Annotated in this window: 22 protein-coding genes and 2 pseudogenes; 11 read left to right on the top strand and 13 right to left on the bottom strand. The window is 43.0% G+C overall.

The annotated features are described in order from the left end of the window. The first annotated feature begins 182 nt into the window (after positions 1 to 182). Positions 183 to 797, top strand: a complete 615-nt coding sequence (locus BCV39_RS02715; protein ID WP_102432624.1) for a TetR/AcrR family transcriptional regulator — start codon at positions 183 to 185, stop codon at positions 795 to 797. Between the two features lie 56 nt (positions 798 to 853). Here the strand turns inward: BCV39_RS02715 and BCV39_RS02710 are convergent, their stop codons facing one another. Further along, positions 854 to 1750, bottom strand: coding sequence for a LysR family transcriptional regulator (locus BCV39_RS02710; RefSeq protein WP_102432625.1), 897 nt, complete (start codon positions 1748 to 1750; stop codon positions 854 to 856). A 180-nt stretch (positions 1751 to 1930) separates the two neighbouring features. Here BCV39_RS02710 and BCV39_RS02705 point away from each other — a divergent pair, with 180 nt between their 5' ends. After that, positions 1931 to 2236 carry a monooxygenase gene (locus tag BCV39_RS02705; protein ID WP_102432626.1) on the top strand — a complete coding sequence of 102 codons (306 nt, stop codon included), beginning with the start codon at positions 1931 to 1933 and terminating at the stop codon, positions 2234 to 2236. Between the two features lie 48 nt (positions 2237 to 2284). Continuing rightward, positions 2285 to 2659, top strand: a complete 375-nt coding sequence (locus BCV39_RS02700) for a hypothetical protein (RefSeq protein ID WP_102432627.1) — start codon at positions 2285 to 2287, stop codon at positions 2657 to 2659. Positions 2660 to 2749: 90 nt separating this feature from the next. On the opposite strand, the gene BCV39_RS02695 is transcribed toward BCV39_RS02700, so the two are convergent. Next, positions 2750 to 3268: a lipocalin family protein gene (locus tag BCV39_RS02695; protein ID WP_048669028.1), complete on the bottom strand. Its 519-nt coding sequence runs from the start codon at positions 3266 to 3268 to the stop codon at positions 2750 to 2752. 262 nt (positions 3269 to 3530) lie between these two features. Between BCV39_RS02695 and BCV39_RS02690 the strand changes: the two genes are divergently transcribed. Further along, entirely contained in the window at positions 3531 to 5174 is a 1644-nt protein-coding gene (locus BCV39_RS02690; protein WP_240698017.1) for an amidohydrolase, read from the top strand. A gap of 142 nt (positions 5175 to 5316) precedes the next feature. Then, positions 5317 to 6012: an outer membrane beta-barrel protein gene (locus tag BCV39_RS02685; RefSeq protein WP_102432629.1), complete on the top strand. Its 696-nt coding sequence runs from the start codon at positions 5317 to 5319 to the stop codon at positions 6010 to 6012. Between the two features lie 235 nt (positions 6013 to 6247). Here the strand turns inward: BCV39_RS02685 and BCV39_RS02680 are convergent, their stop codons facing one another. The 3 genes and pseudogenes from BCV39_RS02680 to BCV39_RS02670 form a co-directional block, all read right to left on the bottom strand. Beyond that, complete coding sequence (locus BCV39_RS02680; protein WP_102432630.1) at positions 6248 to 6904, bottom strand: hypothetical protein; 657 nt, start codon at positions 6902 to 6904, stop codon at positions 6248 to 6250. 368 nt (positions 6905 to 7272) lie between these two features. After that, complete coding sequence (locus BCV39_RS02675) at positions 7273 to 8754, bottom strand: serine protease (RefSeq protein ID WP_102432860.1); 1482 nt, start codon at positions 8752 to 8754, stop codon at positions 7273 to 7275. Positions 8755 to 9195: 441 nt separating this feature from the next. Further along, positions 9196 to 9675 (bottom strand): annotated as a pseudogene (locus BCV39_RS02670) (hypothetical protein). A gap of 302 nt (positions 9676 to 9977) precedes the next feature. Between BCV39_RS02670 and BCV39_RS02665 the strand changes: the two are divergent. The 3 genes and pseudogenes from BCV39_RS02665 to BCV39_RS23480 all read left to right on the top strand — a co-directional run. After that, positions 9978 to 11240 (top strand): amidohydrolase family protein, encoded by a 1263-nt coding sequence (locus tag BCV39_RS02665; RefSeq protein ID WP_102432861.1) that lies wholly within the window; start codon positions 9978 to 9980, stop codon positions 11238 to 11240. A 156-nt stretch (positions 11241 to 11396) separates the two neighbouring features. Continuing rightward, a complete protein-coding gene (locus BCV39_RS02660) occupies positions 11397 to 12647 on the top strand; it encodes an alpha/beta fold hydrolase (RefSeq protein ID WP_102432862.1) in 1251 nt (416 codons plus the stop codon). A gap of 10 nt (positions 12648 to 12657) precedes the next feature. Next, positions 12658 to 12750 (top strand): annotated as a pseudogene (locus tag BCV39_RS23480) (GNAT family N-acetyltransferase); the annotation flags it as partial. A 106-nt stretch (positions 12751 to 12856) separates the two neighbouring features. On the opposite strand, the gene BCV39_RS02650 reads toward BCV39_RS23480, so the two are convergent. From BCV39_RS02650 to BCV39_RS02625, 6 genes are all read right to left on the bottom strand, one after another. Beyond that, the gene (locus tag BCV39_RS02650; protein WP_102432863.1) at positions 12857 to 14278 is read right to left on the bottom strand and encodes a DUF4041 domain-containing protein; all 1422 of its coding nucleotides are present in this window, start codon (positions 14276 to 14278) and stop codon (positions 12857 to 12859) included. Beyond that, on the bottom strand, positions 14279 to 14599 hold the full coding sequence (locus BCV39_RS02645) for a hypothetical protein (protein ID WP_241910221.1): 321 nt from the start codon (positions 14597 to 14599) through the stop codon (positions 14279 to 14281). It lies immediately after the preceding gene. Between the two features lie 206 nt (positions 14600 to 14805). Continuing rightward, complete coding sequence (locus BCV39_RS02640; RefSeq protein WP_102432864.1) at positions 14806 to 15819, bottom strand: manganese-dependent inorganic pyrophosphatase; 1014 nt, start codon at positions 15817 to 15819, stop codon at positions 14806 to 14808. Between the two features lie 391 nt (positions 15820 to 16210). Then, positions 16211 to 17644: a hypothetical protein gene (locus tag BCV39_RS02635; protein ID WP_048658240.1), complete on the bottom strand. Its 1434-nt coding sequence runs from the start codon at positions 17642 to 17644 to the stop codon at positions 16211 to 16213. A gap of 275 nt (positions 17645 to 17919) precedes the next feature. After that, the gene (locus BCV39_RS02630) at positions 17920 to 18372 is read right to left on the bottom strand and encodes a septal ring lytic transglycosylase RlpA family protein (protein ID WP_102432865.1); all 453 of its coding nucleotides are present in this window, start codon (positions 18370 to 18372) and stop codon (positions 17920 to 17922) included. A gap of 305 nt (positions 18373 to 18677) precedes the next feature. Beyond that, positions 18678 to 19169, bottom strand: a complete 492-nt coding sequence (locus BCV39_RS02625; RefSeq protein WP_102300459.1) for a VOC family protein — start codon at positions 19167 to 19169, stop codon at positions 18678 to 18680. A 440-nt stretch (positions 19170 to 19609) separates the two neighbouring features. Between BCV39_RS02625 and ahpC the strand changes: the two genes are divergently transcribed. Together ahpC and ahpF are read left to right on the top strand one after the other, a co-directional pair. Then, the gene (gene ahpC / locus BCV39_RS02620; protein WP_017629768.1) at positions 19610 to 20167 is read left to right on the top strand and encodes an alkyl hydroperoxide reductase subunit C; all 558 of its coding nucleotides are present in this window, start codon (positions 19610 to 19612) and stop codon (positions 20165 to 20167) included. 212 nt (positions 20168 to 20379) lie between these two features. Further along, positions 20380 to 21972, top strand: a complete 1593-nt coding sequence (ahpF, locus tag BCV39_RS02615) for an alkyl hydroperoxide reductase subunit F (RefSeq protein WP_102432866.1) — start codon at positions 20380 to 20382, stop codon at positions 21970 to 21972. Between the two features lie 145 nt (positions 21973 to 22117). Here the strand turns inward: ahpF and BCV39_RS02610 are convergent, their stop codons facing one another. Continuing rightward, positions 22118 to 22717 (bottom strand): LysE family translocator, encoded by a 600-nt coding sequence (locus BCV39_RS02610; protein WP_102277316.1) that lies wholly within the window; start codon positions 22715 to 22717, stop codon positions 22118 to 22120. Between the two features lie 122 nt (positions 22718 to 22839). Here BCV39_RS02610 and BCV39_RS02605 point away from each other — a divergent pair, with 122 nt between their 5' ends. Further along, complete coding sequence (locus tag BCV39_RS02605; RefSeq protein WP_019825927.1) at positions 22840 to 23325, top strand: Lrp/AsnC family transcriptional regulator; 486 nt, start codon at positions 22840 to 22842, stop codon at positions 23323 to 23325. Positions 23326 to 23438: 113 nt separating this feature from the next. On the opposite strand, the gene BCV39_RS02600 is transcribed toward BCV39_RS02605, so the two are convergent. Further along, the gene (locus BCV39_RS02600; protein WP_102432867.1) at positions 23439 to 24941 is read right to left on the bottom strand and encodes an arylsulfatase; all 1503 of its coding nucleotides are present in this window, start codon (positions 24939 to 24941) and stop codon (positions 23439 to 23441) included. Positions 24942 to 24945 lie beyond the last annotated feature (4 nt).

Genomic DNA, 24945 nt, shown 5'->3' with positions numbered 1-24945 from the left:
GTACTCAATCCTATTCTTTTTTTAGACTAACCAAACCAAACTAGACTGTCTAGTTTGATTGTGTTAAAAATAAGTTTCATCGTTAATGATTGATAAAACCATCACAAAAAGCATAATGCTTAACGCAGAACGAAATGCATTGAACTGAGCAACACCAAGTACCAAGCAATGAGAAACAGCACGTGACTAAAATCATCAAGAGTGAACAGAAGAGATCGCAGATCTTAACCGCAGCAAGCCAGCTTTTCTCTGAGCATGGCTTCAAGATCAATATGGATCAGATAGCCAAAGCGGCGAACGTTTCCAAGCAAACGGTCTACTCTCACTTTAAAAATAAAGACGAACTTTTCGAAACCTGCATGCAAACCAAGTGTGCAGAGCGCGAACTTAGCCCTGCTGCCTTTGATATGAATGCGGCGGTGGGTGATGAGTTGGTGAAATTTGGTGTGAAGTTTCAGGATTTGTTACTTGATGAACAGTCTCGACAAACCTTTCAGAACGCGGTGAGTCAATCCAACACGCACCCAGAAATTGCCTCTATTTATTTAGAAACAGGGCCACAGAAGACCACTAAGTTACTCGCTGATTACTTGCAGACAAAGATAGAGTCTGGCGACTTAACGCTCTCTTCTACAAGCTCGCCAATCATAGCGGCACGTCAACTGTTGCTGATGTTTCATGGTAAGTCGGCGTATTGGTCGTTCTTCGGCCACGATAGCGGCGAGTCAGAAGAAGAAAGGCTTCACTACACTCGTGAATGTGTCGCGCTATTCTTGAACGGCAACCAGCCTCGTTAATAGCTCATAGCTCATAACTCATAACTCATAGTTCATAGTTAAGTTTCTCATAGCACTTAGTTCGCATTCTGGGCTGATTCAAGAAGCAGTTCGTAGAAACGTTTTGCGGCTGGGCCTGTCTTCGCACCTTTCGGCAGAGTCAGATGCAGCGGCACTTGATAGCCACTGCCATTTTCCACGTTCAACACAGTGAGCTTGTCACTTCCTCGGCTATCGACAATATGTTTAGGTAGCCTGCAATACCCTACACCCTGCTCTACCGCTCCAAAGGCGTGGTCAAAATTATCGACCGTAATACGCTGGCTCGACTTCAACCAACCCACATCCTTTTTCTCGCCCAGTTTTTCAACCGAGCCTAAATCTCTCACCACTATTTGTGGTAGCGACGACAACTGGTTGAGCGATATGGATGACACGTTAGCCAACGGGTGCGAACTGGCTACAACGGGCTCCATCTTGGTAAACCCAAAGGCTTCGGCCGAGTAATTGGTAATTGGCAGGTTGATGATGGCAACATCGGCTCGTTCTTGAGTGACCATTTCAGTGGTCTTCGACAAGGATGTTTCAACCACTTGGATTGAAGTGGTGTTGTTCTCTGCCATAAACGCAGCCATCGGCTTATAAAGACGCTCAAGGCAGCATAGGTGATCAACTGCGACCACAATTTCAGATTCCACACCCTTTGCTAACTGCTCACTGATCAGCTCAAGCTCTCGCGCTTGTTCCAGCATGCTGCTCGCCCTACGCAATAAGGCTTTGCCATCTTCCGATAACACTGCCCTTCGACCTTCAACCTGAACCAAAGACACGCCCAATTGATCTTCCAGTTTTCTCAACGCATAAATCAGCGTGGTGTGGCTCTTATTCAATTGCAGTGCCGCCGCCTGAATGCTGCCAGCACGGTCTATCTCATAGAGTGTTTGCCATTGGTCGAGGGTGGTCTTTAATCTCATCGGTCTAAAATCCTGACAGTTAATGGCAATATTATGAACTTTCCTGTCTGTTTTTTACAGGTAATATCTATTTCAACAGGCAATATAAATCTCAACAACAAACGAGAATGGCTTGTTTGTCTTAAACACCTATTTTTCAGCGGATTTTGTTAAACGAAATTTGTTAAACGGAGAAACACCATGAAACTACTGCAAGTTGATTTTGAATTTAACGGCACTTTCGGTGAAGAGATGTCGAACGCACTCGTCGACCTAGCTAAGTCCATCAACAACGAGCCGGGCATGATCTGGAAAATCTGGACAGAAAACCAAACCGAAAAACTGGGCGGTGGTGTCTACCTTTTTGAAGATCAACTCAGTGCTGAGGCTTACTTAGCCATGCATGCCGCTCGCTTGAAAGAGATGGGCGTAGATGAAGTTCGCGGCGTGATTTTTGACGTGAACCAGCCATTAACTACCATTAACAAAGGCCCAATCAACGGCTAATGGAATGAATAAAGAATTAGCGAAAGGCACGAGATAGAGAGATAACAAATGAACAATAAAACGTTTTTAAGCCTACACGGCATCATTTACGCAGGTTTTGCCTTCGCGTTGTTTTTTCTACCAACGGTCATGTGGCCTATGTACGGCGTGGAAATTAATGATAAGTACGCTTATTTTCTCTCTCAACATACCAGTATCTTCCTTGGTGGTATTGCAGCGATAACATGGTTACTGCGAGATATTGAAACGGGAGTCAGTGCCAAGAAACTCATCCAAGGCTTGGTTGTCACCAATATGCTCGGTGCGATCATCACTCTGTATGCCGCTTTCACGGGCATCTTTGTTGGCTTTGGTTGGAGCGACCCAGCGTTCTTCCTTTCGCTATCAGTACTGAGCGTGTTGCAAGTGCGTAAGCAAGACTAACTCTCAGATAATTAAAAAGGCACAGAGAAGTTCATCCTCTGTGCCTTATCAATCATCACTCAATCACTCTAACCAATAACAGCGATCGGTTTATTGGGTATGTTCCACAACGATCAGCTCATCGGTATTGAACCCACGCTCTTTCGACATCGCTTTAAACTTCTCCATCACTTCAGGTGCGACTTCAGGCGTTCTTGCTAGTAGCCATAAGTAATCAGTGTCGGGCCCAGAAACGAAGGCGTATTGGTACCCTTCCTCTTCCAATTCAAATACCACATAGGCACCATAAAACGGACCGAAGAACGACACTTTTAAGTAACCTTGGTCGCTACCTTCAACAAAGTACGCTTTGCCTTCTGCCTCATTCCATTCGCCCTCTTCAGCCGAATAACCGCGGTTAATCACTTTCACGCCGCCATCATCGCGTAGGCTGTATTCAGCGCTCACATTACTTAAGCCACGCTCAAACGAGTGGTCTAAGCGAGCAACTTCGTACCATTTCCCTAAATATCTATCCAATTCAAACTGCTGAACTGGCTTGACGGTTTCTGGCATACCCACGCATCCACCCAACAGAATGACACTCAGCAGCAATAATATTTTCTTCATCCTAACCTCGACTCGATAAATTTATTCGTTATAGATAACTCTATACGTTAACTTTAAAGGAAAGTTCAGTTCTTACTCTGTTAATCAGTGACTTACCTAACATTTATTCGACAAACGTAGGTTTAACTCTTTAGAAATAAAACTTAGATTCAGCCAATCAATTATTCTAACCTTACAATAGACGGGGAAGTTATTAATGTGAATCACTATGAAAATGCACTCAAAACTAAAAGTACGACTATTAAAACAACTCGTTTGTACAATGGGTTTGGCGACATCATTAACAGTCACAGCCTCCGATAGTCGCGTTTTTACTGACGCGATCATTTATGGTCACTATGAATCCAACAGTATCGTCACGCAGAACGGCAAGATTTCTTTCATAGGGAGTGAACAACAAGCACGACAATTTGCTAGCTCTGACGCTGAATTTATCGACCTAAAACAAAACTTCGTCCTTCCAGGATTCATAGACAACCACAACCATGTTTTTGAAGCCGCCTCAGAGCTGGGTGGCACCTGTGAACTCGATTCTGAAGCAACACTCGAAGAGCAAATCCCCTACTTAGAAGCCTGTAAGATCAATGCTGATACCGTTGGCAGAGGTTGGCTAATGGGTTATGGCTTTTCTTTGGAATCGACTCTCGATAGCGATTCTGAATACACACCACTTGAGATCATCGACAGTGTCTTCCCCGATCGACCAGTCGTGATCATGGAGCAGACTTCACATTCAATGTGGGTTAACTCCAAAGCGCTAAAAATCGCCCGAATTAGTCCGCAATCACCAGACCCACAAGGCGGAGCATATTTAAAAGATCCTGCAAGCGGTAAGCTCAATGGCATCTTACTGGACAACGCCGGTGATCAAGTCATGGAAATGACGTGGAACAGTCAAAGCGAGCTCTTTGAGCAGAGCTACCAAGGCTTAATGTACGGCCTTGAAGAAGCGGCTGCCCACGGCATCACCACCATAGGTGACGGTAGAATGTATTGGAAGCGCGGTTGGTATGACGTTTGGCTAGAAGCCGAGCAAAACCAAGATCTCACAGCACGCGTCTCATTGCGTCCTTGGGTTTACCCTTCCATGGCAATGCCTTCTCAGCTCGAGGTATTCGAGAAAATGTATTCCGATAACAAAAGCCGCCTACTACTGGTCGAACAGGTGAAAATGTACAGCGATGGCATCTTCATTAATGGCACAGCAAAAACGCTTGCCCCTTACTTAGATACCTATTTACCAAGCTCTCCTAATGGCTTGAACTACATTCCACCAGCACAGATGAAACAGTGGTTAACGGCCCTAGAAAAAATCGGCTTTAGCGCTCATATACATGCTATTGGTGACGGTGCGGTTCGTGAATCTTTGGATGCAATAGAGAGCGTGCGTAAACAAGGTTCGCAAAAGCCATACACGTTAACCCACGTTGAATTGATCAATGATGAGGACGTTCCACGATTTAAACAACTTGGCGTAACTGCAGATTTTCAAGTCGGCTCTGATTACGTTGCAAGGCATCAACACCAATGGGCGGAAGCTTTCCTTGGCGCCCGCCGTGCTAAAGCCATGATGAACCTCGATGCAATACTCAAAACCGACGCCAATATCACTCTAAGCAGTGACTGGAATGTTCACGACATCAACCCTTTGGTCGGAATCGCAAACAGCTTAATCATGGGCAAAACAGGCCTAACCGATATCTACACAGCCATCGACGCTTACACTCTCAACGCAGCCAAGAGCCTAGGAATTGAAGACGTAACAGGTTCTATTGAAGTTGGGAAGTCTGCAGATTTCGCCATTCTAGATAAAGACATCACCACCTTGTCAGCAAGAGGCATCGCCAAGACTCAAGTATTGATGACTGTACTGCGTGGCGATGTGGTGTATCAAAATGGTGAATAGATTTTACAACCAACAATAAGCAGCATTATTCACCACAAGAAAACAATCATTACATATCATTTTCAGAATGTTAGTTTCCGCAACAGACAGGTTAAATAAAGTAATACAATGCCGCAACTTTTTACAAATAATGAAGTTACACATGAAGAAACATTTAATTTTACTTGCTGCGTTAACGTCTTTACCTGCTGCTGCGAATGACTTCTCTTCTATCTCATTTGGTGCTCAATATGGCATTGATGATGGCCTATCTGACTCAGTAATTGGGCATGCAGAAAGTAGCCTTGGTGGGTACGGTCGTTTATCTTGGAATTTCTACGACCATATCTTTGCTGACTACAACATCAGTTATAGCTCATTTGATGGCCCTAGCTTTCAAAGCCAACATTTTTCAACAACAACCTATGCTTCAACAACAAAGCAAGATTTCGGCATCGGCTACTACTTCGAGTTAGGCTCTTATTCACCTTATATAAAAGTAAACAAGACGTCATTTAAACAAAGCTACAAAGGTACAACCGGAAGCTCTACTCCTGGCAAAAATGGTATAACACCACCTGATATATCTGATGCGAGCTACACCGCGGATGGTTATGGTTTAGAGCTAGGCTCTTTCATTCATATGAGTGAGAATTGGACACTGAAAGTTTTGGGTAGCATTAGTAAGCTTGAAGAGAGCGGTCAGGACATTGACTTATACGAAACGTATGCCATTTCCGATACGAAATTCGGCAGCAATTGGGCTTTTGAAGCAGCTCTCGGCTATCGAAAGCTTAAAGCTCAAGGTGCCGACTTAGGCGAATTCATGCCACAAGTTGGTCTAAAATACGATTTTTAAATCTCTATTTAATAGAGGCTTATAAACTGAATGCTATATAGCTCAGATTTTTAACCTTTTTAATAAAAACACGATTCTGAGTTTTCTGTGGCATCTCTATATGTACATAAACTTCGATAGACCTAAAAGGGTTGGTATTTATTACCAACCCTTTTTCATTTAATACTAAATTAGAATGTTCAAATGAATATGGGTCAGATTATTAATATAAAAATCCGCTCAAACTTTCACACGATTAAATAGCGTAAAATTTGACAAGACGCTCACTGTAACCCAAATTCGCCGGTGTATGGTTAATTTCAACTGTAATATTACCGGACAGTTCGCCATCAGCTTTATACACCGGGCAAGATGCAATATCTGATAAGTATGACTCTTCTGTTGGAGCGCTGAAGTAATAAATTTTTTGTAGATTACATTCACCGACCTTCATACCCAATGCTTCAACTTCCAAGCGTTGACGGTAATAATGCGGACCAATGTCTAGAAGATATTCAGGGCTATGGGTATAGATCTCGCTGGTATAACGCTCAGAAAATTCACTCTCAGCAACGAAGTTTTCATTCTCCATGCTATAAAGAATGTTCAAATGCCAATAGATTAGCTCAGACTCATCACTCGTTGATTGACCCGGTTTTGAATACACACATTGGATCTGACTATGAGGGACTTCCAAGCCTTGATTTGCTTGGATGTTATTGCGAAGCGTATTGATCCCACAACGATGCAAAGTAAAGCCATCTTGCTTCATCGATTCAGTCACTTGATTCATCGATTGGTATTGAACGTAGACACCTTCAGGCGATTCACCGGTGATAACGTTACTATTATCAGCATAAGTAAACGGACTTAGGCAGGCGGTTACAGACACTAACGCTATTGTTTTTTTCATTATTATTTTTCCTTTATGATTGGCGGCAGGAAAATAACTCAAAAACAAAATATGCAATACAGTGCTCATTGATATTTGTGATCTTGGTTAAAGCAATGATTACTTTTATGAATATTAAAGTTTGGTGTCGGGTATATTTTTATATAAAAAGGATTAAACGCCTCAAAAAAATTATGGATTTATATTAATAGAATTACCTTATAACAATTAAGGAAATAGTATTTACTATTAACATATTAGATATTTAAAACTATCAAATATCACCACCATCTCCATTTTTATTAATCATTCTGTTTAATTATAATAATCAAAAGCGAGCCTAACCGACTCGCCTTTATTATGAATGTCGTAAACTGACTTCTCGTTTATTATTGGGACTCTGACAACAACAGGGATAATCCGGAAAAACTTCGGAACGCGTTAATCATGATATAGAGGTCCTCATCCGCCATAGGCACCTCGCAGCTTTCAAAGTTGCCTGAGCGATAAGGTCGGCAATCGTAAGTACTTTTCGTTGGTTGCGCGCCAGAACGAATATAGAGATCGGCGTCACCCACTCCTTGCTTGATAGTTGCAGTTACATCACTGGTACGGTTTGCGGCTTTGAGCACAAACAGTTTTTGTTGGCCGGACGTCGCGGCGAGATCGGTTATTAGGCTTCCTAAAGTCACTTCTGGGATCTCATTCTTAGGCTCACCAACTGAGCCGTTAGGTAGCTCGTCATTGAAATACGAAGCCACTAATGGCCAAATTTTACTGATTTTTACGCCTTGGTTTTCGCAGCCTCCGAAATGATGCAAAGCAATGGCTTTGTTGTTATCGGTTCGCAGAACAGGTGACCCAGACGAGCCTCCAATCGTGTCACAGAAATAGCCAGTATCCGTATTTAATCCTCGCCCATTCGCTGAAGCCACATCGATCTGACACAATCCTGAACCATTTTGATCACTCTCAATAGCGAGCTCTTTCGGCTTACCCGCCCCGTGTTGAGGAATGTAGATACCATCGCCAAAGATTGGCTCTTGAGCATCCAAGCCTAGATAACCAAACGACTCAATTTTTGAAAAATCATCAACGGTGAAAAGTGTGTAATCCAAATCATAATTGGTGCTGAGTATCTTACTTCCCATGACTTTAACCGTGGTGGCCATAGAGCCGTCACAAGTACGGCGCTGATAGTTAAACCATACCTCTGTATTTCTCAGTTCTGATTCTGATGCGACACAGTGGTTATTGGTGAACATATGGTTATTTGGCCCAACTCGCCAAGCGGTACACAAACTACGTCCATTGATTAATAGCCTTGCAACGGGTGTTGTCCAAGCCACCTTACCTGGATGAGACTCTTCCCAACAGGCAACATCTCTGCGCTCGTTAACGCCACATGTCGATAGTGTTGCCAATGCCTCCTCATCTGCACTCTTACCCGCCATGTAGTAGTCTATCTCGAATTCAGGGTATTGGCCGTTTGCGTTTGGCATCGCCTCAATCAACATGGTGTCACCTGAAATAGACTGAGCAAACCAATCTGTCTGACTCTCATGATATTCAACACCCTCATCACTGGTGCTCGAACTCAAGCGCAACAGGCTACCTTTGGGTATAACAAGCGAATTGAAATGAAGCTTAATGAATGACGCGCTCGCGTGTTCAATTTGCTGCGTGTATCGATCGCCCGATGTTTCAGTCAACGTTTGATGTGACAGTTGATACATCACTTCATCAGCAATAACAGGTAGGTGTGGTTGAATCGAAAGCTGTGGCTGAACTAGGAGCTGTGGTTGCGCATTTACGAACGAAGAAAATAGACATGTTGTCGCTAACCCAAGGTTAGATAAGATTACTTTCATTAGATTTCCTATATCGATTTGTAGTGTTCCCTCCACAAACATATGCGCTAATAAACAATATGACACAAAATGCATATTTTATTTTCAGTAAAGAAATCTCAACACCTAAAGTACACTCTAATATTCAACAAGATAGAAATAATTAGTATTGATTCACACCACTCTGACTGTACAAATTGGTGTGCGACTTGAACACAAAAAGAATCATGGGTAAGCAGCGTATTTTGCTATTCTGAAGATAGTTTCGGCAGAGCTATACTCTTCATATAGTCAATAGAGAAAGCCTTGAACTGCCACACTTAAAACTGCGTGGATTATTAAATAAGTAAGAAATCGATAAATGGAATGCAGGTAAACAGAAACCAAAAAGGGCTAGCAAAACTGCTAACCCTTCTCAGTTGAGAGTTCGTTTCAAACTCCCGATTTCTATTCAACTTTCGCTTACGCTGTCTTTTCATTCAAGTTTGCGTCTTGCTTATCATCAAGAGCAAAGTAGATCTTCGATACAATCACTTCGGCAATCAGAATCGTAAATACCACAGCAAAGAACGCAACCACACCATTCCAAGGACCAGTAAAGCTCACCTTCTCACCGAACAACAAGTTAATCGCTTCTAGCATCACGAATTTTGAACCCACTAAAATGATTCAAGTGGTGATTGCTCGGTAAACCTTAGGTGCGGTGCCCGGCTTGCTTTTGAAGTGCTCAGCAATCTTGTGCTCTAAACCAATAGAGAGCTTCAACAACAACTGCAACAACAACGCCGCAATCAAAGAGATAGTGAAAGATTCAATGTTTACAAAGTCCCAGTACTCATCAAAGAAGTTAAGAACCACTAAGTCCACCAGCACAGCTAACGTGTAACCAACGAATAGACGTTGTGGTGTATTGAATCCGTAAACTTTGTCTGATTTAGTCATTCTGTTTCTCTCTAATTGGATAAGTAACCTCGATTTGAAATACATCTTAGCGTTCGAATCGAAGCAAAACTTACCATTTGATGACACCACAACCATTCCATTCGAAATTATTAGTTTTTATCGATTCATCATTTCTCACACCAATAATTCGCTTCCCTCTATAAAGCAATTTTCAAAAATATAGAAATGCACCAAAAGATAACTCTCATCATTGCTTGTCACCAAATGGCCATTTTTCAAATACTGCCCGCCATAAGATAACTCCATCAGCGACACACTCTCATTTCCAAAAGGTGCAGACTATGAAAAAGCTAATCACTAACGCGAACGTATTTAACGGTGTTGATAACAACCTAATCAAGAACGTATCAATTCTTATTGAAGACAACTTGATTACACAAATTGGCGAGGTTGATACAACGTTAGCGGATGAAATTATCGATGCTCAGGGTGGCACGGTAATGCCAGGTTTGATTGATGCGCACGTTCATATCACGCTATCTGCACCTTTCAATGTGATTGATACCATGACACGTGAAGAAGTGGCGATTCGCTCGGCGAAGATTTCAGAAGAGATGCTGATGCGCGGCTTTACCACCATTCGTGATGTAGCGGGTAACACGCTTGGCCTTAAGAAAAGTATCGATAACGGCTACGCGACTGGTCCACGTATTCTTCCTTCAATGGCGGCAATTTCACAAACCAGCGGTCACTCAGATTACCGCCAAAACCAAGCTCAAGAACGTTTAGCGAATGGACACGAAGACTCGCCAATGATGAAGCTAGGCGCGATGCGAGTGGCCGATGGTCGTTCAGAAGTATTGAAAGCAGTACGTGAACAACTGTTTATGGGCGCGTCGCAAATCAAGATCATGGCCGGTGGTGGTGCATCATCGACCTTCGACCCACTAGACACATTGCAATTTACTTCTGACGAAATGGAAGCCGCTGTACAAGCCGCTTCAGATTACGGTACTTATGTTGCCGCGCACATCCATACTTCCGATGCGATGCGCAGAGCAGCTGAAGCGGGCGTCATGTCTTTCGAACACGCTACCATCATGGATGACGAGATCGCCGAGATCATCAAAGAGAAAGGTATTTGGGTGATCCCGTCTTACTTTACTTCTTCATTGATTGCAGAGCGTAAGATCCCTCTGCCAAACGAAGAGACATACCGCAAGACAGAGCGCGTGGGTAAAGCCATGTTCAAGTCAGCAGAGTTGATTAAGAAATACGACATTCGAAACATCGCCTTTGGTACCGATTGTGTCGGCGAAACCAATGTGCATGCCACTCAGCTGAATGAACTCGGTGCGATTGAACAAGTGTTCGATACCATCACTGCACTTCGTATGGCGACATCAAATTGTGGACGCTTGTTCGAAATGTCGACTTACCAACACCCTTACCAAGAAGGCAAACTAGGCCAAATCGTTGAAGGGGCATATGCCGACCTATTGATCATCGACGGTAACCCACTGGAAGGCGTGGCATGTGTTGCTAACACCGATACACAGAAACTGATCATGAAAGACGGCAAAGTGTATAAAAACACGCTTTAGTGCTCAAATTACTCACTGTGTAACTAAACCTCCAAGGCAAGCAAGCGACCTTTTTAGTCGCTTGCTTGCCTTTTTGTTAAGCGTTGTTTTATTGCTACTATTAAACACAGACTATTGATTCAATGATGGAACGAGTCGATTTAAGGATGAAATTGAATGAAGCTATTACTTACTGCACTATTTTTCAGTTCAGCCCTGTTACTCAGTTCAGTGCTATCAGGTTGCAGTAACTTTAGAAACCTATCCCATGAGATAGATGCGATCGACTCCATTACCAACCAATACCAACTCATTTTGAGCCAACCCGCCTCAGGTTCGGCCGTGGTGATTGAGCAAATCAAAGACATCAATAAAAGCGAAGTGGATGGTTACGACGGAATAATCGCTAGTGACCGTATCGACTTACAGCTATCGAACAACATCCATTACCTACTTGTCTTTAAAGATAAAAATCAAGACTTAACCCTACAAGCAGACGAAGCATTCAGTGTCATTAACCTTCGTAACCATCAAGACAAATCCACAATAGAAGTATCCCTAGAAGTTAATGAAAATGAAGTCCCAAGCGCCTTTGTTGATCGCTCATTATCCTCACTACTGAAAATTGAGTTAGACCTCGTCGACATAGGCACCGTGGTGGATCTATCGGATCCCCCTTTTGAGACAGGCAATGCAAAACTCGGTATGTGGCAGCCACTCACATTCTTACTTGAAGACAAAGCCGGACTCTATTTTCTATCTGAATATGACCCAAATAAAATCCCGATCTTGTTTGTGCATGGCATCAACGCCACTGCGTTAGATTTTGCCCCACTGATTGAAAAAGTCGACCAATCTAAATATCAGATCTGGGTCTTTAACTATCCTTCAGGCTTGTCTCTGGCATTGAACTCCAAAGGCCTGAATAACCTCATGCACACGGTGTTAACGGAATACAAAATTCAACAATTACATGTTGTGGCACATAGTATGGGCGGGTTGGTGGCCACCAACAGTCTTCGTCAGTGCCGTATCGGTCAGCTGTGTGATTTTGTTAGCAGCATCACCACTATCTCTTCCCCTTTCGGCGGTGTTGCTTCAGCGAAGCAAGGCATAGAGTACTCCCCTGTCGTGATGCCAGCTTGGGTAGATCTAAACCCCGACGGCCAATTTATCGCTGACTTATTTTCTGAACACGATGAAAACCACACCCCACATTTTCTCGCGTTTGGCTATAACTCAGGTGAGCTGTTCAATACCAAAAGCAACGATGGTGTGATCAATTTATCAAGCCAGTTATCACGACCTGCCCAATTGAATGCGGACCAAATTCGTGGTTACAACGAAAACCATCTGAGTATTTTGAATAATGATGATCTGTTTGAAGATCTGTCCGAGTTTTGGTTAAGAGCAGAACAAGAAAATTGATCTACCTTTAGGCGCATTAGACGGCGTGGGTGAATCGACTTCAAGCATCTCTGACCCTTACGCAAGTGAGCGAATGTGGGGACACCCTAGCGAGCAAGTTTAAGGTAATCAGATACGAAAAATGGAACGCTCAGACGTTCCATTTTTTTGGGTAAACCGAAATACTCTAAGTCAAAAAATCGAGCTAAGATATCTTAGCTCGATTATGTTTACGCTGCATCTTGGAGTCTTAAGCTTTCATAATAGTCTTCTGCGGTAGCCGTCATTTTAAACTCAGCTTCAAAGCCAGCAATTTTTTCTACAGCTTCTTGTATAGATTCCAAATCAACTTGGAAAAACTCTTTGCGGGTATTAACCGCGTTTACACGTTGAGTATGAAACTCTCTATGTAAAGCCGCCTCTAAAGCAGGAGCATCATCGGCATAAATCATAGCGTGGACATCAAAAGAGAATGGTACACTTGCATCCCCTAGTTCTTTAACGCGATCCATTGGCTCAAGTCTTCTCGTTAAACCAATTTTATAGACATCTTCACCAAATGAGCCGATGTTACTAATCACGTAAACATGCCCTTTTCTAGTTTGTTCAGCCATGCTCTTAGCTCGTTGTTCTTTAGATTCAGCTTCTTCGAGTCGAGTTTGCAGCTCTGCTATTCGACGCTCCATAAGCTCTTTCTCTTCATCTGAAGCATCATTTAATTCTTCACGTGCCTTTTCAAGCATCTTGCGATACATCTTTTCTTCTTTTTCAGCATCAGCAATTGCTTTTTGGAACTCCTTTATAGCTCGCTGTTCTTCACGAATCTGCTCTTTAATTAATTTCTGTTCAACTTGCTCTTCTTCTTTCTTGAGCATGTATTGATATTGGAGCTTGCACTCCTCAAATTTTAATTCGATATAATCCAAATTAAAGCCGCATTCAAAAGTAGCACAAAGTTTTTCAATATTATTAGCTAGCTTCTCTATGCGTTCTAATGTTCGAGCAAAGCTACTTGGCGACACTTTTCCTATTAAGAAGTCACATTCTGAATTAAACGCTGTCAGCATTAACTTAACTTGTGCATCTAGGATTTTTCTATTGTAAGCAGTATCATTAGAGATAACCGTGTAGCTTGGATAAATAATCGCAGTTTTATCTTTGATCATCTCTTTTTGTGATTGCCTAACTTCCTTAATTTCTTCAGCAAAGCGAACTGACGTCTCGTACAAATATTGTGGCATTTCAAAATGACCACATGAAGTGTACTCATCAATTCGAGAATATAAGTCAAGCTTACCCATGAGTTCATCAAGAGCCTTAGTATTCATCTCAAATGAAGATTTACTATCTTCGATACCTAGTTCCACAGCTTCAAGTTCTTTTGTTTTTTGAGCTAAACTCTCAGCAATTGTATTCTCATTTTTCTGAAGAGCCCTCAACGATTCAGTCTCATTGAATATAGAATCTAGTTCTCTCGCTGCTTGTTCAGATTCAGTCTTCACCACATGTAGTTCGTTTTTTATGAGCTTAAGTGCCTCATCGATTGACTTATATTCCGCTACTTTTTTGTTGGCACTATTTTTAGTTAGGATATAGGTCAAGATAATTAACACTGCGGCGGAAACGACAACTATTAGTAAATTATTATCCATTTACTTTAAAACCTCTTTGACAAATTGTTTTCTTAATGAAGATCGTTCAAGACAGCGATCGTTGTATTCATCTTTCGCTTCAACCAAGGACTCTTTAAACGCTCTTTTTACTTCTGAGGCTCTCTTTTTCTCAGTTCGTTCAACGTCTTTTAACCGGCGTATCCTTTCACGCTCAACTCGTAATTCTTCACGTTCAGCTGCTTTACGGCGCTTTTCAGATTCCCGTATAGAACGCTTGTTTGCTTTATCTATAGCTTTAACAACTCTAATCGCTGTTCTTAAACCACTACCACGTCTAGCCAAAACTTCACCGTATACCATATAGATGTTGATGACCGAACATTAACACAAATGGACATTTAATCTTTAATACACATCAAGTTTGATATTTGGGCAAGATAAACAACATGGACCCATTATCAAATTAACGTGATTGCTCACACTATAATAATGTGTGGTTTTAGCTCTCCCCAGAACAAAAAGGGACTGGTATATCTACCAATCCCTCCTCCAAACTCTCTTATTACTTACAAACTCTCAATTGCCTTTTGAACCGCTGGGCCAATCTGACGCTTGCGAGAAGTGACGCCTTCCAGAGTTAGCATGTCGCTGGTTGGTTCAGCGTTGAAAGCCGACTTGATGACTTGATAATCGCTTTCGTCCACCCACAATAGGTTCGCTTCTTTGTTCTTGGTATCTGTGATTGAGAAGAACAGATGATCTAAGCCGTTCTCTTCTTTATAAGACTTCATTGCCGCCAAAAGCTCGTCTTTACGGTCAATCAGTTGTTGAGCGGTTAGCGTTTCAGCGACACCGATGCCCACCTGTTTGCCACCATATTTAAAGTTTTTGTAATCCAGAGTCAGAATGGTTTCAGAAGAAAGGTGGCTAAGGTCTGATTTAGCAATCAACATTTGTTGGCCGAAACCTTCGATATCCGAAATGCCTGCAACCTTCGCCAACTTCTCTGCATATTCACGATCATGCTCAGTGGTGGTTGACGATTGGAATACCACAGTATCAGAGAGAATCGCGCCTAAGCCGACACAAGCAAGGTGCTTAGGTAAAGTCACATCGAGCTTTTCAGCGTTATCAGCCAAAATAGTGGCAGCTGAACCCCAACCTCGGATATCCATCTCGACAATTTGTGGGGTGTTAATCGGTGAGCCACCAATAGCGTGATGATCAACCACAGCAACAATGGATGATTGATCGATGGTTGGCGCTAGTTGAGTCACTTGGTTGAAGTCCACCAGCCCTACTCGATATGAAGAGTAATCTGTCTCTATACGTGGTGATTCCGCATTACAGTAGTTCAAGATAAACGTCGATTCAGGGTTGATAGGCTCAGGCACTGTCGCCGTACCACCATAGACATGAGCCGCAAGCATCGCAGACATAACAGTGTCGCTATCTGGGCTAAGATGCCCGGTCCATACGAGATCTTCACTGTTTTCATTGGCAGATTGTTGCAAACTAAAAGCAAAACTTGCTGAACTGAAATACATGATTACGGCGGCAACGACAGGTGTTAGCTTCACGGGTATTTCCTTATTTGGATTCGTTTTAGAACTCCATACGCTAGCCCTCAAAAATTTCAGAATCGTGTCAGCTATGTTTCAGATTTACTTCAATCAGTAACGAAATGTAATTCCCCTACCCTTTCCCATTGTTAGCCAAGCTACACATGATTTGGGATTAGGTCAGCTTTTCATTATTTCACAATGAATTTTAATGAAACTCAGTGAAATCAAATTTAAGCCACTGATTTAAATTAAGGAAAAACACGTAAGCCAAATACTAAAAATTAGAGAATCTTATCGGAATTTGATTAGAAGAAAGCACAAAAAAGGCTGCGAAAGCAGCCTTTATAGTATATGTATGAATGTTATGCTCTTGCACTTCAAACGGAAAACCGAATGCTAAATAGGTTTAGCTTGAACAGTTAGCCTCTGACAAATCAGATTCAGACATACCACATTCCGTTTTATGAGTGCCGTCTTTATAATTTGTGAGACGTTCCCAGCCCCCATCACTATTATGGCTAGTCATCACTTGAGTCGGATTTTCTCTAAACTCATTTTTCACGCGAGACCAGGAATCCGCACCATGCCCTTCTTCACTATAGAAGTCGGTATCAATCACATTACGAACAGGAGTTAAATCTGATGCAGTGATAGTGTCTGTGACGCCAATCAGGTGACTGAACCCGCTATCGTTGCCATCGTCATAACTGTGCTCTGAATAACTAGTAAGATCAGAACCATCATAATCTTTCGTAACTAAAGCCTGAACCGTGAAAGTATTACTTAAAATAAGGCTACTACAATCACTCCAGTCTCCAGCTTGGCCATATACGGTGTTACGAACCCCTGACGAATCCTGAGAGATAGTCTCCAGCCATTCACTCACAGAGCAATAGTAGTCACTGCTGGCCATATCCATAGATATCGTTTTTTCAATATTAACGCCATCTCGAACCGTTGTTTCCATTGAGTGCCTATCATGAAGCTGAACTTTACTATTGAGATCATCAGACATTACATGAGTTTCTGACTCAGAGTTACCGTTAGACATTTGCACGAATTGGTAGCGATACCAGACATCCTTATAGTTGTTATTAGAACTATCCCATTTGCCCATGAAGTATTCGACCCAAGCAAAGTCTGCTTCTGGGTATTGATTGATTAGTTCCCGTGTATCTGCGTATGACTTTTGTAATCCGGGAACAATATCTTGAGCAATTTGATGCACTTCATCATTACTAGACTCAATATAATCACCATACAATTCATCTACTGTGATGTTGTAGCGACGAGCAACGTGAAGTTCTTGCTCAGTTAGACGTTCAGCTATGTCGTCTCTCAGCTCTTGTTCTTCTAGCAAAGACTCACAAGAAAGCTCCTGAGAAGTACTTTCGCGTAACTCTTTTTCTACTTCATTCCAAACCACAGAGGTTAATGGTGTTAAGTTGTATAGCTCTTCATCTGTACTCAACGCATATTGAGGAGGTATTACCATCGTATAAGCGTCTTCAATTGGAGTATCAGGAAAATCAGTATCGATAGCACCTTCCGGAACATCTACCACAATAGGAACGTATTGCGCGCACTCACGATAAGTTGATGGTATATCTAAACTAAAATCGCCCTGTTCTTTAGTGACAACACTAGGTTCATTGGCATCCAACTCATTATTGAAATTCAGGTCGAGATAAACCGTAGCCCCAATAATATAGCCATCAATAACCTTCCCTGAAATAGAAGAAATATTGGAATCTCCTCCACTGTTGTCACTACCGCTACTCCCACCGCAACCAACTAAGCCAACGGCAAGCCCACAAAGCATAAGCTTCTTCATTTTCATTTCGATCGACACCTAACGGTTAATATTGTTATTGTTATTGTTTTCAAAGTAGGTTGACACTTACTCGTGAAGCAATATATAGATTTTCAATACAACCATATGATGTATTGATCACATCGCGATAAAAATGAATGTAACTTTATCTAGTGCAATTATCTTTTATTAATCATCTATTCCTTACTACTTGAAACAAAGTTAAGAATGGCCCTAAACAAAAAAGATCGGTATCTCTACCAATCCTTAAGTTTCACTAACCAGTTCAGGCTCAGAGGCAATTAGTGTTTGTACCTGAAGGTATTGCTGTCATCAACAATCTCGATTTTGACAGGCAAGGTGCCCTGCTTAACATTGCCGATTTTTGCAAATGCCTTGTGCGAAAGGTCGATAACTCGGCCTTTTACGTAAGGGCCTCGGTCATTAATTTTCACATCGACCGACTTGTTATTGTCTGTATTGGTCACTCTCACGATAGTGCCGAAGGGTAAGGTTTTATGAGCCGCAGTATTCGCATTAATATTATACGTCTCACCACTTGCTGTGAGCCTTCCATGGAATTTATCGCCATACCAAGAAGCTTTACCAGCAAGAGCATGTGACTTGGCATATTCCTTTGTTTTGGAACTGCCGACAGCCGACGTTGAGGTGCATCCAGCTAATATCATAAGAATAAGAGCAGTAAAGATAATATGTGATTTTTTCATGTAATTTGGGGGCGCTAATCTGTGCATTTTTCTCTATTTTCGTTGTTATTGGTTAGCAATATAATGCTGAGTATAGTCACGGCTCAGCCAAGGCTACCATTCGGTATGATGGCGCAATGTTTTCATGAACAACGCTTTATTTCGTCATATTCATGAAAGGTTTTATCTTAGAAACGTCAAATTTAACAACACCTTAAATCTGTATCTTTCTTGAATACTTGATGTAGATAAGTCACCCAGCCAATCATCCAAACACAAAAAAGGATTGGTATCTCTACCAATCCTCTTTGGGGGTGTTTCGGTTTTCTACCTTATGCAAGGCAGTAACGCGATTACTCGTAATCTGTCGCGTACGTATCTTCGTATGAGTGAGAGTAGAATTCGAATAGGTTGCCAAACGGGTCTTCTAGGTAAACCATTTGTGCTTGTTTTAGTTCGTCTTCTGGGTGGTAACGGTGAATATCCATACGTACTTTACCGCCAAACTCTTCTACACGTTTGATAGCTGAATCAAACTGCTCTTTTGGAAGCTGTAGACAGAAGTGGAAGATACCTAGACGAGAGAAATCAACGTTATGACGCTCTTCACGGTCAACCATTTCGAACAGTTCAACACCGATACCATCAGATGTTACTAGGTGTGCGATGTTGAAGCCTTTGAAGCCTTCGCCAAATACAGCAATACACATACGGCCGATTGCTGATTCGCGCTCTTCCATCACTTTAGTGTTGTTCATCACAACTCTTAGACCTAGAGCCTTTGTGTAAAACTCTACTGCTTGGTCCATGTCGCCTACCATGATGCCTACGTGATTCATTTTCATAACTTGCTCCAAATTCGTTTTTAATTCTGTGCTTTCCGAAGATTAGCTTCGGTGTTTCGTTTCGATGGAGAGAGTATATGGAGATGCGACGATTAACTGAAATTATCATAAATTATATTAATGATAATTTTTTGTTATTTACAATTTGGTATAACAACTCAACTCAACTCAACTCGCGTAAAGAAACCGTACTTCCCCTTACCTAAATAGAGAGCAACCTAAAAAGCATAGCTACTCAAATTGGGGGTGCTGATGTTTGATGGCTTTTGTTAATAGTTTTTGTTGATAGCTTTTACCGATAGTCCTTTCCTTTCAAAGATAGGATTCGCCTATTGAATCTATAGAAATGTCCGATTTCACTAATTTTCGGTGGCAATGCAATATATCTACATCGACGCGGGATAGCGTTAAACACTACAAATTAGAAAGAGAGTCAAATCATGATCAACACAGAAATCAAACCATTCAACGCAACAGCATTCAAAAACGGCGAATTCGTAGAAATCACTGAGCAAGACGTTAAAGGCAAGTGGGCTGTATTCTTCTTCTACCCAGCAGACTTCACGTTTGTATGTCCAACTGAGCTAGTTGACCTACAAGAAAAATACGCAGAGCTTCAATCTCGCGGCGTAGAAGTTTACTCAGTATCAACTGACACGCACTTCTCTCACAAAGCATGGCACGATACTTCTGACAAAATCGGCACTATCGAATACTTCATGGTAGGTGACCAAACTGGCAACATCACAAACAACTTCAACGTTATGCGTGAAGGTCAAGGCCTAGCAGACCGTGCTACGTTCCTAATCGACCCAGAAGGCGTTATCCAAGCAATGGAAATTACTGCTGAAGGTATCGGCCGTGACGCTGAAGACCTACTACGCAAAGTTAAAGCAGCACAATACGTAGCCGCTAACCCAGGTGAAGTTTGCCCAGCAAAATGGAAAGAAGGCGAAGAGACACTAGCACCATCTCTAGACCTAGTAGGTAAGATTTAATCTAAGCCTAGCTAACAAGAATAGCTAAAAAGAACAAATAAAACGGTTCTACAGGCGCGCTTCGGCCTCCCTCCTAAAGGGCAGTTGCGCGCCACCCTTTCAAAGCATCAACACCACAATATTTGCCGACTTGCGCCCCTTTTTTATTTTCCTTTTTCAGCAAGAAGGTATTGGTCAATACCAAGACACAGAATTTAAGAGCAGGCACGATTATGTTAGATCAAGCAATGAAGCAGCAGCTAAAAGCATACCTAGAAAACCTAAAAACCAATGTTCAGTTAGTGCTGAGCCTTGATGACAGCGATACCGCAAACAAACTTCAAGACCTAGCGAATGATATCGCCTCTCTCACAGATAAAATTGAAGTGACTCGAGATGATAGCGCAAGCACTCGCCGCCCTATCATGCAGGTCGTGAACCAAGAGAAAGGCACCGCGATCGGTTTTGCCGGTTTGCCAATGGGTCACGAATTTACGTCACTGGTTCTAGCACTGCTTCACAGTGGTGATCACCCTATCAAGCTTGAAGCTGACGTAATCGAACAAATTAAAGAGCTCGACCAAGAGCTTAATGTAGAGATTTTTATCTCACTATCGTGCCAAAACTGTCCGGAAGTGGTTCAGGCATTCAACATGATGTCGGCGATTAACCCTCTGGTTAAGACAACAATGATTGATGGCGCAGCATTCCAAGACGAAGTGAAGTCTCGCGACATCATGGCAGTACCAAGTGTATTCGTTAATGGTGAGCTATTTGGTCAAGGTCGTATGTCACTGGCAGAGATCCTGAACAAGGTTGATTCAGGTGCAGCGGAAAAGAAAGCGGCTAATCTAAACCAACAAGCACCCTTTGATGTATTGGTTGTAGGCGGCGGCCCTGCAGGTTCTTCAGCAGCAATTTATGCGGCACGTAAAGGCATTCGCACAGGTGTGGTTGCTGACCGATTCGGTGGTCAAGTAATGGATACAATGGCGATTGAGAACTTTATCTCAGTGAAAGCGACAACGGGTCCTAAGCTAGTGGCTAGCCTGGAAGAGCACGTAAAAGAGTACGGTGTTGAAGTAATGACTGAGCAGCGCGCTGCCAACATCATTGCTGCAGAAGACACGGAAGATGGCTACATCCACGTTGAGCTAGAGAGCGGCGCAACACTGCGAGCTCGCACTGTCATCACAAGTACGGGTGCACGTTGGCGTGAAATGAACGTTCCAGGCGAGCAAGAGTACCGCAACAAAGGCGTTGCTTACTGCCCACACTGTGACGGCCCACTGTTCAAAGGTAAGAAAACAGCGGTTATCGGTGGCGGTAACTCAGGTATTGAAGCCGCTATTGACCTAGCAGGTATCGTGGAACACGTAACCGTACTTGAATTTGCAGACACGCTACGCGCTGACCAAGTACTTATCGACAAAGCGAACGCAACGCCAAACATCGAAATCATTAAGATGGCTCAAACGACACAAGTGTTGGGTGATGGCAACCGCGTAACCGGTCTGGAATACAAAGACCGCAACACCGATGAGCTGAAACAGATTGAACTCGCGGGTATCTTTGTTCAAATCGGCCTAATGCCAAACAGCGAATGGTTGAAGGGAACGAAGGTAGAACTATCACCACGCGGTGAGATTGAGATTAACGCTCATGGTGCAACATCAATGAAAGGTGTATTTGCAGCGGGTGACGTAACAACCGTACCTTACAAACAGATCATCATCGCGATGGGTGAAGGTGCCAAAGCAAGTTTAGGTGCATTTGACCACCTAATCCGTAACTCAGCTCCAGTTAAAGAGGCTGAAACCGCTTAATCTTAAAACTTAAAAGCTTCTAGGCATAAAAGCTTTTAACTCAAGTTCCTTAAATATTTGTTAACTTAATTCTTTACTGTTAACGACTTAGTCGACATTTAGACACCACTCCTATGGATTTAGGAGTGGTTTTTTTCTTTCTGAACTATGCCGGTTGATAAAGCATGAAAGCAACAACAAGCGCGAGACTTCCACCCAAGCAACGGTTCACAAACATCATCTGTTTTGGTGATTGAAGCAATTTTTTAAGCATGGTGCCGCAATACGCCCACACCAACATGCACGGTACACCCGTGATCACCATACCCGCGATAATGGTCACCACTTGAATCAGGTAGTCCGCGTTCGGGGTGATGAACTGTGAAAACACAGTTAATGAAGCAATCCAACCTTTAGGGTTTAACACCTGCACCAGCACGCCTGACATAAAGCCCGAGCGATTGTCGGTGGTGCTTTCTTCGATTTGCATATTCGCAATCGACCACGCCATGAACAGCAAATAGGCCGCACCCACGTATTTCAAAATGTTGTATAGCTCTGGGTAAAGGGTAAATAGGCTCACCAAACCGACACTGGAACCCGCCAGTACGATGATGATGCCAACAGCGTTTCCAGAGATAAAAGGTAAAGTCGCAGCAAACCCATAACGACTTGAAATCCCAAGTAATGCGATATTGCCTGCCCCAGGTGTAATTGCAATTGATGTTGAAAATAGCAAGAACGCCAGCATTAATTGAGAGCTCATTTCCTCTCACTCCTAATAAGTAAAGTATTTATAGGGAGAGAGTTTACAGATTCGACTAGGAATTAAATTGCTATATAGGCTAATATTAACCCAAATTTGAGCAAGACTTTTCCAAAATAGCCATGAAACAGAAAGAATCCACCAAAGAAGTGTTAGATGACACAGATATCGCCATCTTAGGACATATCCAACAAGACGGGCGCATGAGTAACAGTAAACTCGCCGAGAAGGTAAACCTCAGCGAAACCCCATGCTGGCGCCGTTGGAAACGCATGGAAGAGACGGGTTATATCGATGGTTACGCAGCGAAGCTAAACCGCAAAAAGCTGGGTTTTCATGTAGCAGGCTTTACTCTTGTGACCTTGGGTAACCACGAAGTTGAAAACACAGAACCGTTCGAAGAGTTTGTCGCCGTTACCGATTGGATTCCGATGTGTCACTGCATTGCTGGCGGTGCCGACTATATGGTGCAAGTGTTAGCAAAAGATTTGGAAGAGTACTTTGAGCGTATTAGCTCAATAAGACGAGTAAAAGGCGTGAGTGCGATTCAATCCAACATCTCAGTGAAAGAACTAAAAAACAGCTATCAGCTTCCTCTTGAGGACTAGTTCACTTCTCCTGACTGCCCTGTTCTTTCAGCAAAACAAAAGCCCAGCTCCCTAGATTTCTAAAACTTAGGGGCTGGGCTTTGTTTATTTAGGTTCTAGGAAATGAGCATACGTTAATTCCCCACACCACCGGTTTTCTCAGCCGGAGATTCTGGTGTGACTGGCGGCCACTCTTCGAAGGTTGCTAAGTGTTGCTGAATAGCGGCTTGAGCAGGGCCAAATGCCCACATTTTCTGTCCCATCCATTTCAAGTACATTCCAGACTCTTCAGCTGCTCGCTCGTAAGGATCACGACGCAGGTTGAACAATAGTGGTGCGTTAAGTTCTTCTTTCGGGCCACTCCAACCGTGATTCTGAACCACGAAGTGTGCCTTCCAATCTCCTACTCGAACGGCTTGTAGCTTATCTCGCTCGTAATAGTAAATCTCTTTACGGTTCGACTCGCCTTTTTCCGTCAACATATCGACTTGGTTGTAACCATCGAGATGCGCTTTAAAGCCATCGTGACCTTTCAGCATTTTCTCTTTCAGGTCTGTTGGACCACCCGCCGCTGCAATCAATGTTGGTAACCAATCCATATCATCAAAGATGCCATTACCGACACTGCCAGCTGGGATTTTGCCCGGCCAACTCACCAATGCAGGAGCACGAACACCACCTTCCCATGTTGTGCCTTTTTCGCCATGGAATGGTGTCATACCGCCATCTGGCCATGTCATGATTTCTGGGCCATTATCGGCCGTGAAAATGATGATGGTGTTATCTGCAATGCCGAGCTCTTCCATTTTGGCAAGCATCTCACCAACGTGATCATCGAGATCTTTCATGACCACTTCTTGCAGTCCCCACCCGTTCTGGCCAAGCATGGCTTCATACTCTTCAGAAAGGTGCGTCCAAACGTGACCACGTGATGGACAGTACCAAGTGAAGAACGGTTTATCCGCTTCAACTGCCCTTTCGATGAAGTTGATCGCGTGTTTATTGACTTCGTCATCCAGTGTGCGCATGCGCTCAATCGACAGCGCGCCATCATCCTCGATGGTTTGTCCGCCCTTACCATCCGCTCTTGAATAGATCACGTTACGAGGTGCAAATGCGTCTAACGAACCGTCTTTTGGCCAATCAGGGTCTTCGGTGTATTCCATCGCATTCAAGTGATACAACCAGCCCCAATACTCATCAAAACCGTGCATTGTCGGAAGGAATTCATCTCGGTCGCCTAAATGGTTTTTACCAAACTGCCCCGTCACATAGCCCATGCTCTTGAGCATTTCTGGAAGCGTTGGGGTATCCGCACTCAAACCCACAGGCCCACCCGGCAATCCAACAGAGTGCATGCCCGTTCTCACTGGTAGTTGCCCAGTTAAGAAGGCAGAACGACCCGCGGTACACGATGGTTGAGCGTAGTAATCGGTGAGTAACATGCCCTTCTCGGCAATGCTGTCGATATTCGGTGTTTCACTGCTCATCACGCCGTTGTGATAGGCACTTAGGTTTGAGATCCCCACATCATCAGTGAAGATAACAAAGATATTTGGCTGCTCTTGAGCTGACCATGCTGATAGCGAAAAGCTACTCAACACACTCAGAATAAGAAGATGGAAAATCCTTTTCATAGAA

The organism is Vibrio sp. 10N.286.55.E10 (assembly GCF_002872555.1).
GTDB lineage: Bacteria > Pseudomonadota > Gammaproteobacteria > Enterobacterales > Vibrionaceae > Vibrio > Vibrio crassostreae.
This window is presented reverse-complemented; position numbering and strand designations above follow the sequence as displayed.

What these genes read in the sequence shown, in the direction of transcription:
- BCV39_RS02685 (WP_102432629.1), top strand. Translation starts at nt 5,317, where the DNA reads ATGAAGAAACATTTAATTTTACTTGCTGCGTTAACGTCTTTACCTGCT.
- BCV39_RS02700 (WP_102432627.1), top strand. Translation starts at nt 2,285, where the DNA reads ATGAACAATAAAACGTTTTTAAGCCTACACGGCATCATTTACGCAGGT.
- BCV39_RS02630 (WP_102432865.1), bottom strand. Translation starts at nt 18,372, where the DNA reads ATGCACAGATTAGCGCCCCCAAATTACATGAAAAAATCACATATTATC.
- ahpC (WP_017629768.1), top strand. Translation starts at nt 19,610, where the DNA reads ATGATCAACACAGAAATCAAACCATTCAACGCAACAGCATTCAAAAAC.
- ahpF (WP_102432866.1), top strand. Translation starts at nt 20,380, where the DNA reads ATGTTAGATCAAGCAATGAAGCAGCAGCTAAAAGCATACCTAGAAAAC.
- BCV39_RS02610 (WP_102277316.1), bottom strand. Translation starts at nt 22,717, where the DNA reads ATGAGCTCTCAATTAATGCTGGCGTTCTTGCTATTTTCAACATCAATT.
- BCV39_RS02625 (WP_102300459.1), bottom strand. Translation starts at nt 19,169, where the DNA reads ATGAAAATGAATCACGTAGGCATCATGGTAGGCGACATGGACCAAGCA.
- BCV39_RS02690 (WP_240698017.1), top strand. Translation starts at nt 3,531, where the DNA reads ATGGGTTTGGCGACATCATTAACAGTCACAGCCTCCGATAGTCGCGTT.
- BCV39_RS02645 (WP_241910221.1), bottom strand. Translation starts at nt 14,599, where the DNA reads ATGGTATACGGTGAAGTTTTGGCTAGACGTGGTAGTGGTTTAAGAACA.
- BCV39_RS02695 (WP_048669028.1), bottom strand. Translation starts at nt 3,268, where the DNA reads ATGAAGAAAATATTATTGCTGCTGAGTGTCATTCTGTTGGGTGGATGC.
- BCV39_RS02675 (WP_102432860.1), bottom strand. Translation starts at nt 8,754, where the DNA reads ATGAAAGTAATCTTATCTAACCTTGGGTTAGCGACAACATGTCTATTT.
- BCV39_RS02705 (WP_102432626.1), top strand. Translation starts at nt 1,931, where the DNA reads ATGAAACTACTGCAAGTTGATTTTGAATTTAACGGCACTTTCGGTGAA.
- BCV39_RS02635 (WP_048658240.1), bottom strand. Translation starts at nt 17,644, where the DNA reads ATGAAAATGAAGAAGCTTATGCTTTGTGGGCTTGCCGTTGGCTTAGTT.
- BCV39_RS02605 (WP_019825927.1), top strand. Translation starts at nt 22,840, where the DNA reads ATGAAACAGAAAGAATCCACCAAAGAAGTGTTAGATGACACAGATATC.
- BCV39_RS02665 (WP_102432861.1), top strand. Translation starts at nt 9,978, where the DNA reads ATGAAAAAGCTAATCACTAACGCGAACGTATTTAACGGTGTTGATAAC.
- BCV39_RS02600 (WP_102432867.1), bottom strand. Translation starts at nt 24,941, where the DNA reads ATGAAAAGGATTTTCCATCTTCTTATTCTGAGTGTGTTGAGTAGCTTT.
- BCV39_RS02660 (WP_102432862.1), top strand. Translation starts at nt 11,397, where the DNA reads ATGAAGCTATTACTTACTGCACTATTTTTCAGTTCAGCCCTGTTACTC.
- BCV39_RS02680 (WP_102432630.1), bottom strand. Translation starts at nt 6,904, where the DNA reads ATGAAAAAAACAATAGCGTTAGTGTCTGTAACCGCCTGCCTAAGTCCG.
- BCV39_RS02650 (WP_102432863.1), bottom strand. Translation starts at nt 14,278, where the DNA reads ATGGATAATAATTTACTAATAGTTGTCGTTTCCGCCGCAGTGTTAATT.
- BCV39_RS02710 (WP_102432625.1), bottom strand. Translation starts at nt 1,750, where the DNA reads ATGAGATTAAAGACCACCCTCGACCAATGGCAAACACTCTATGAGATA.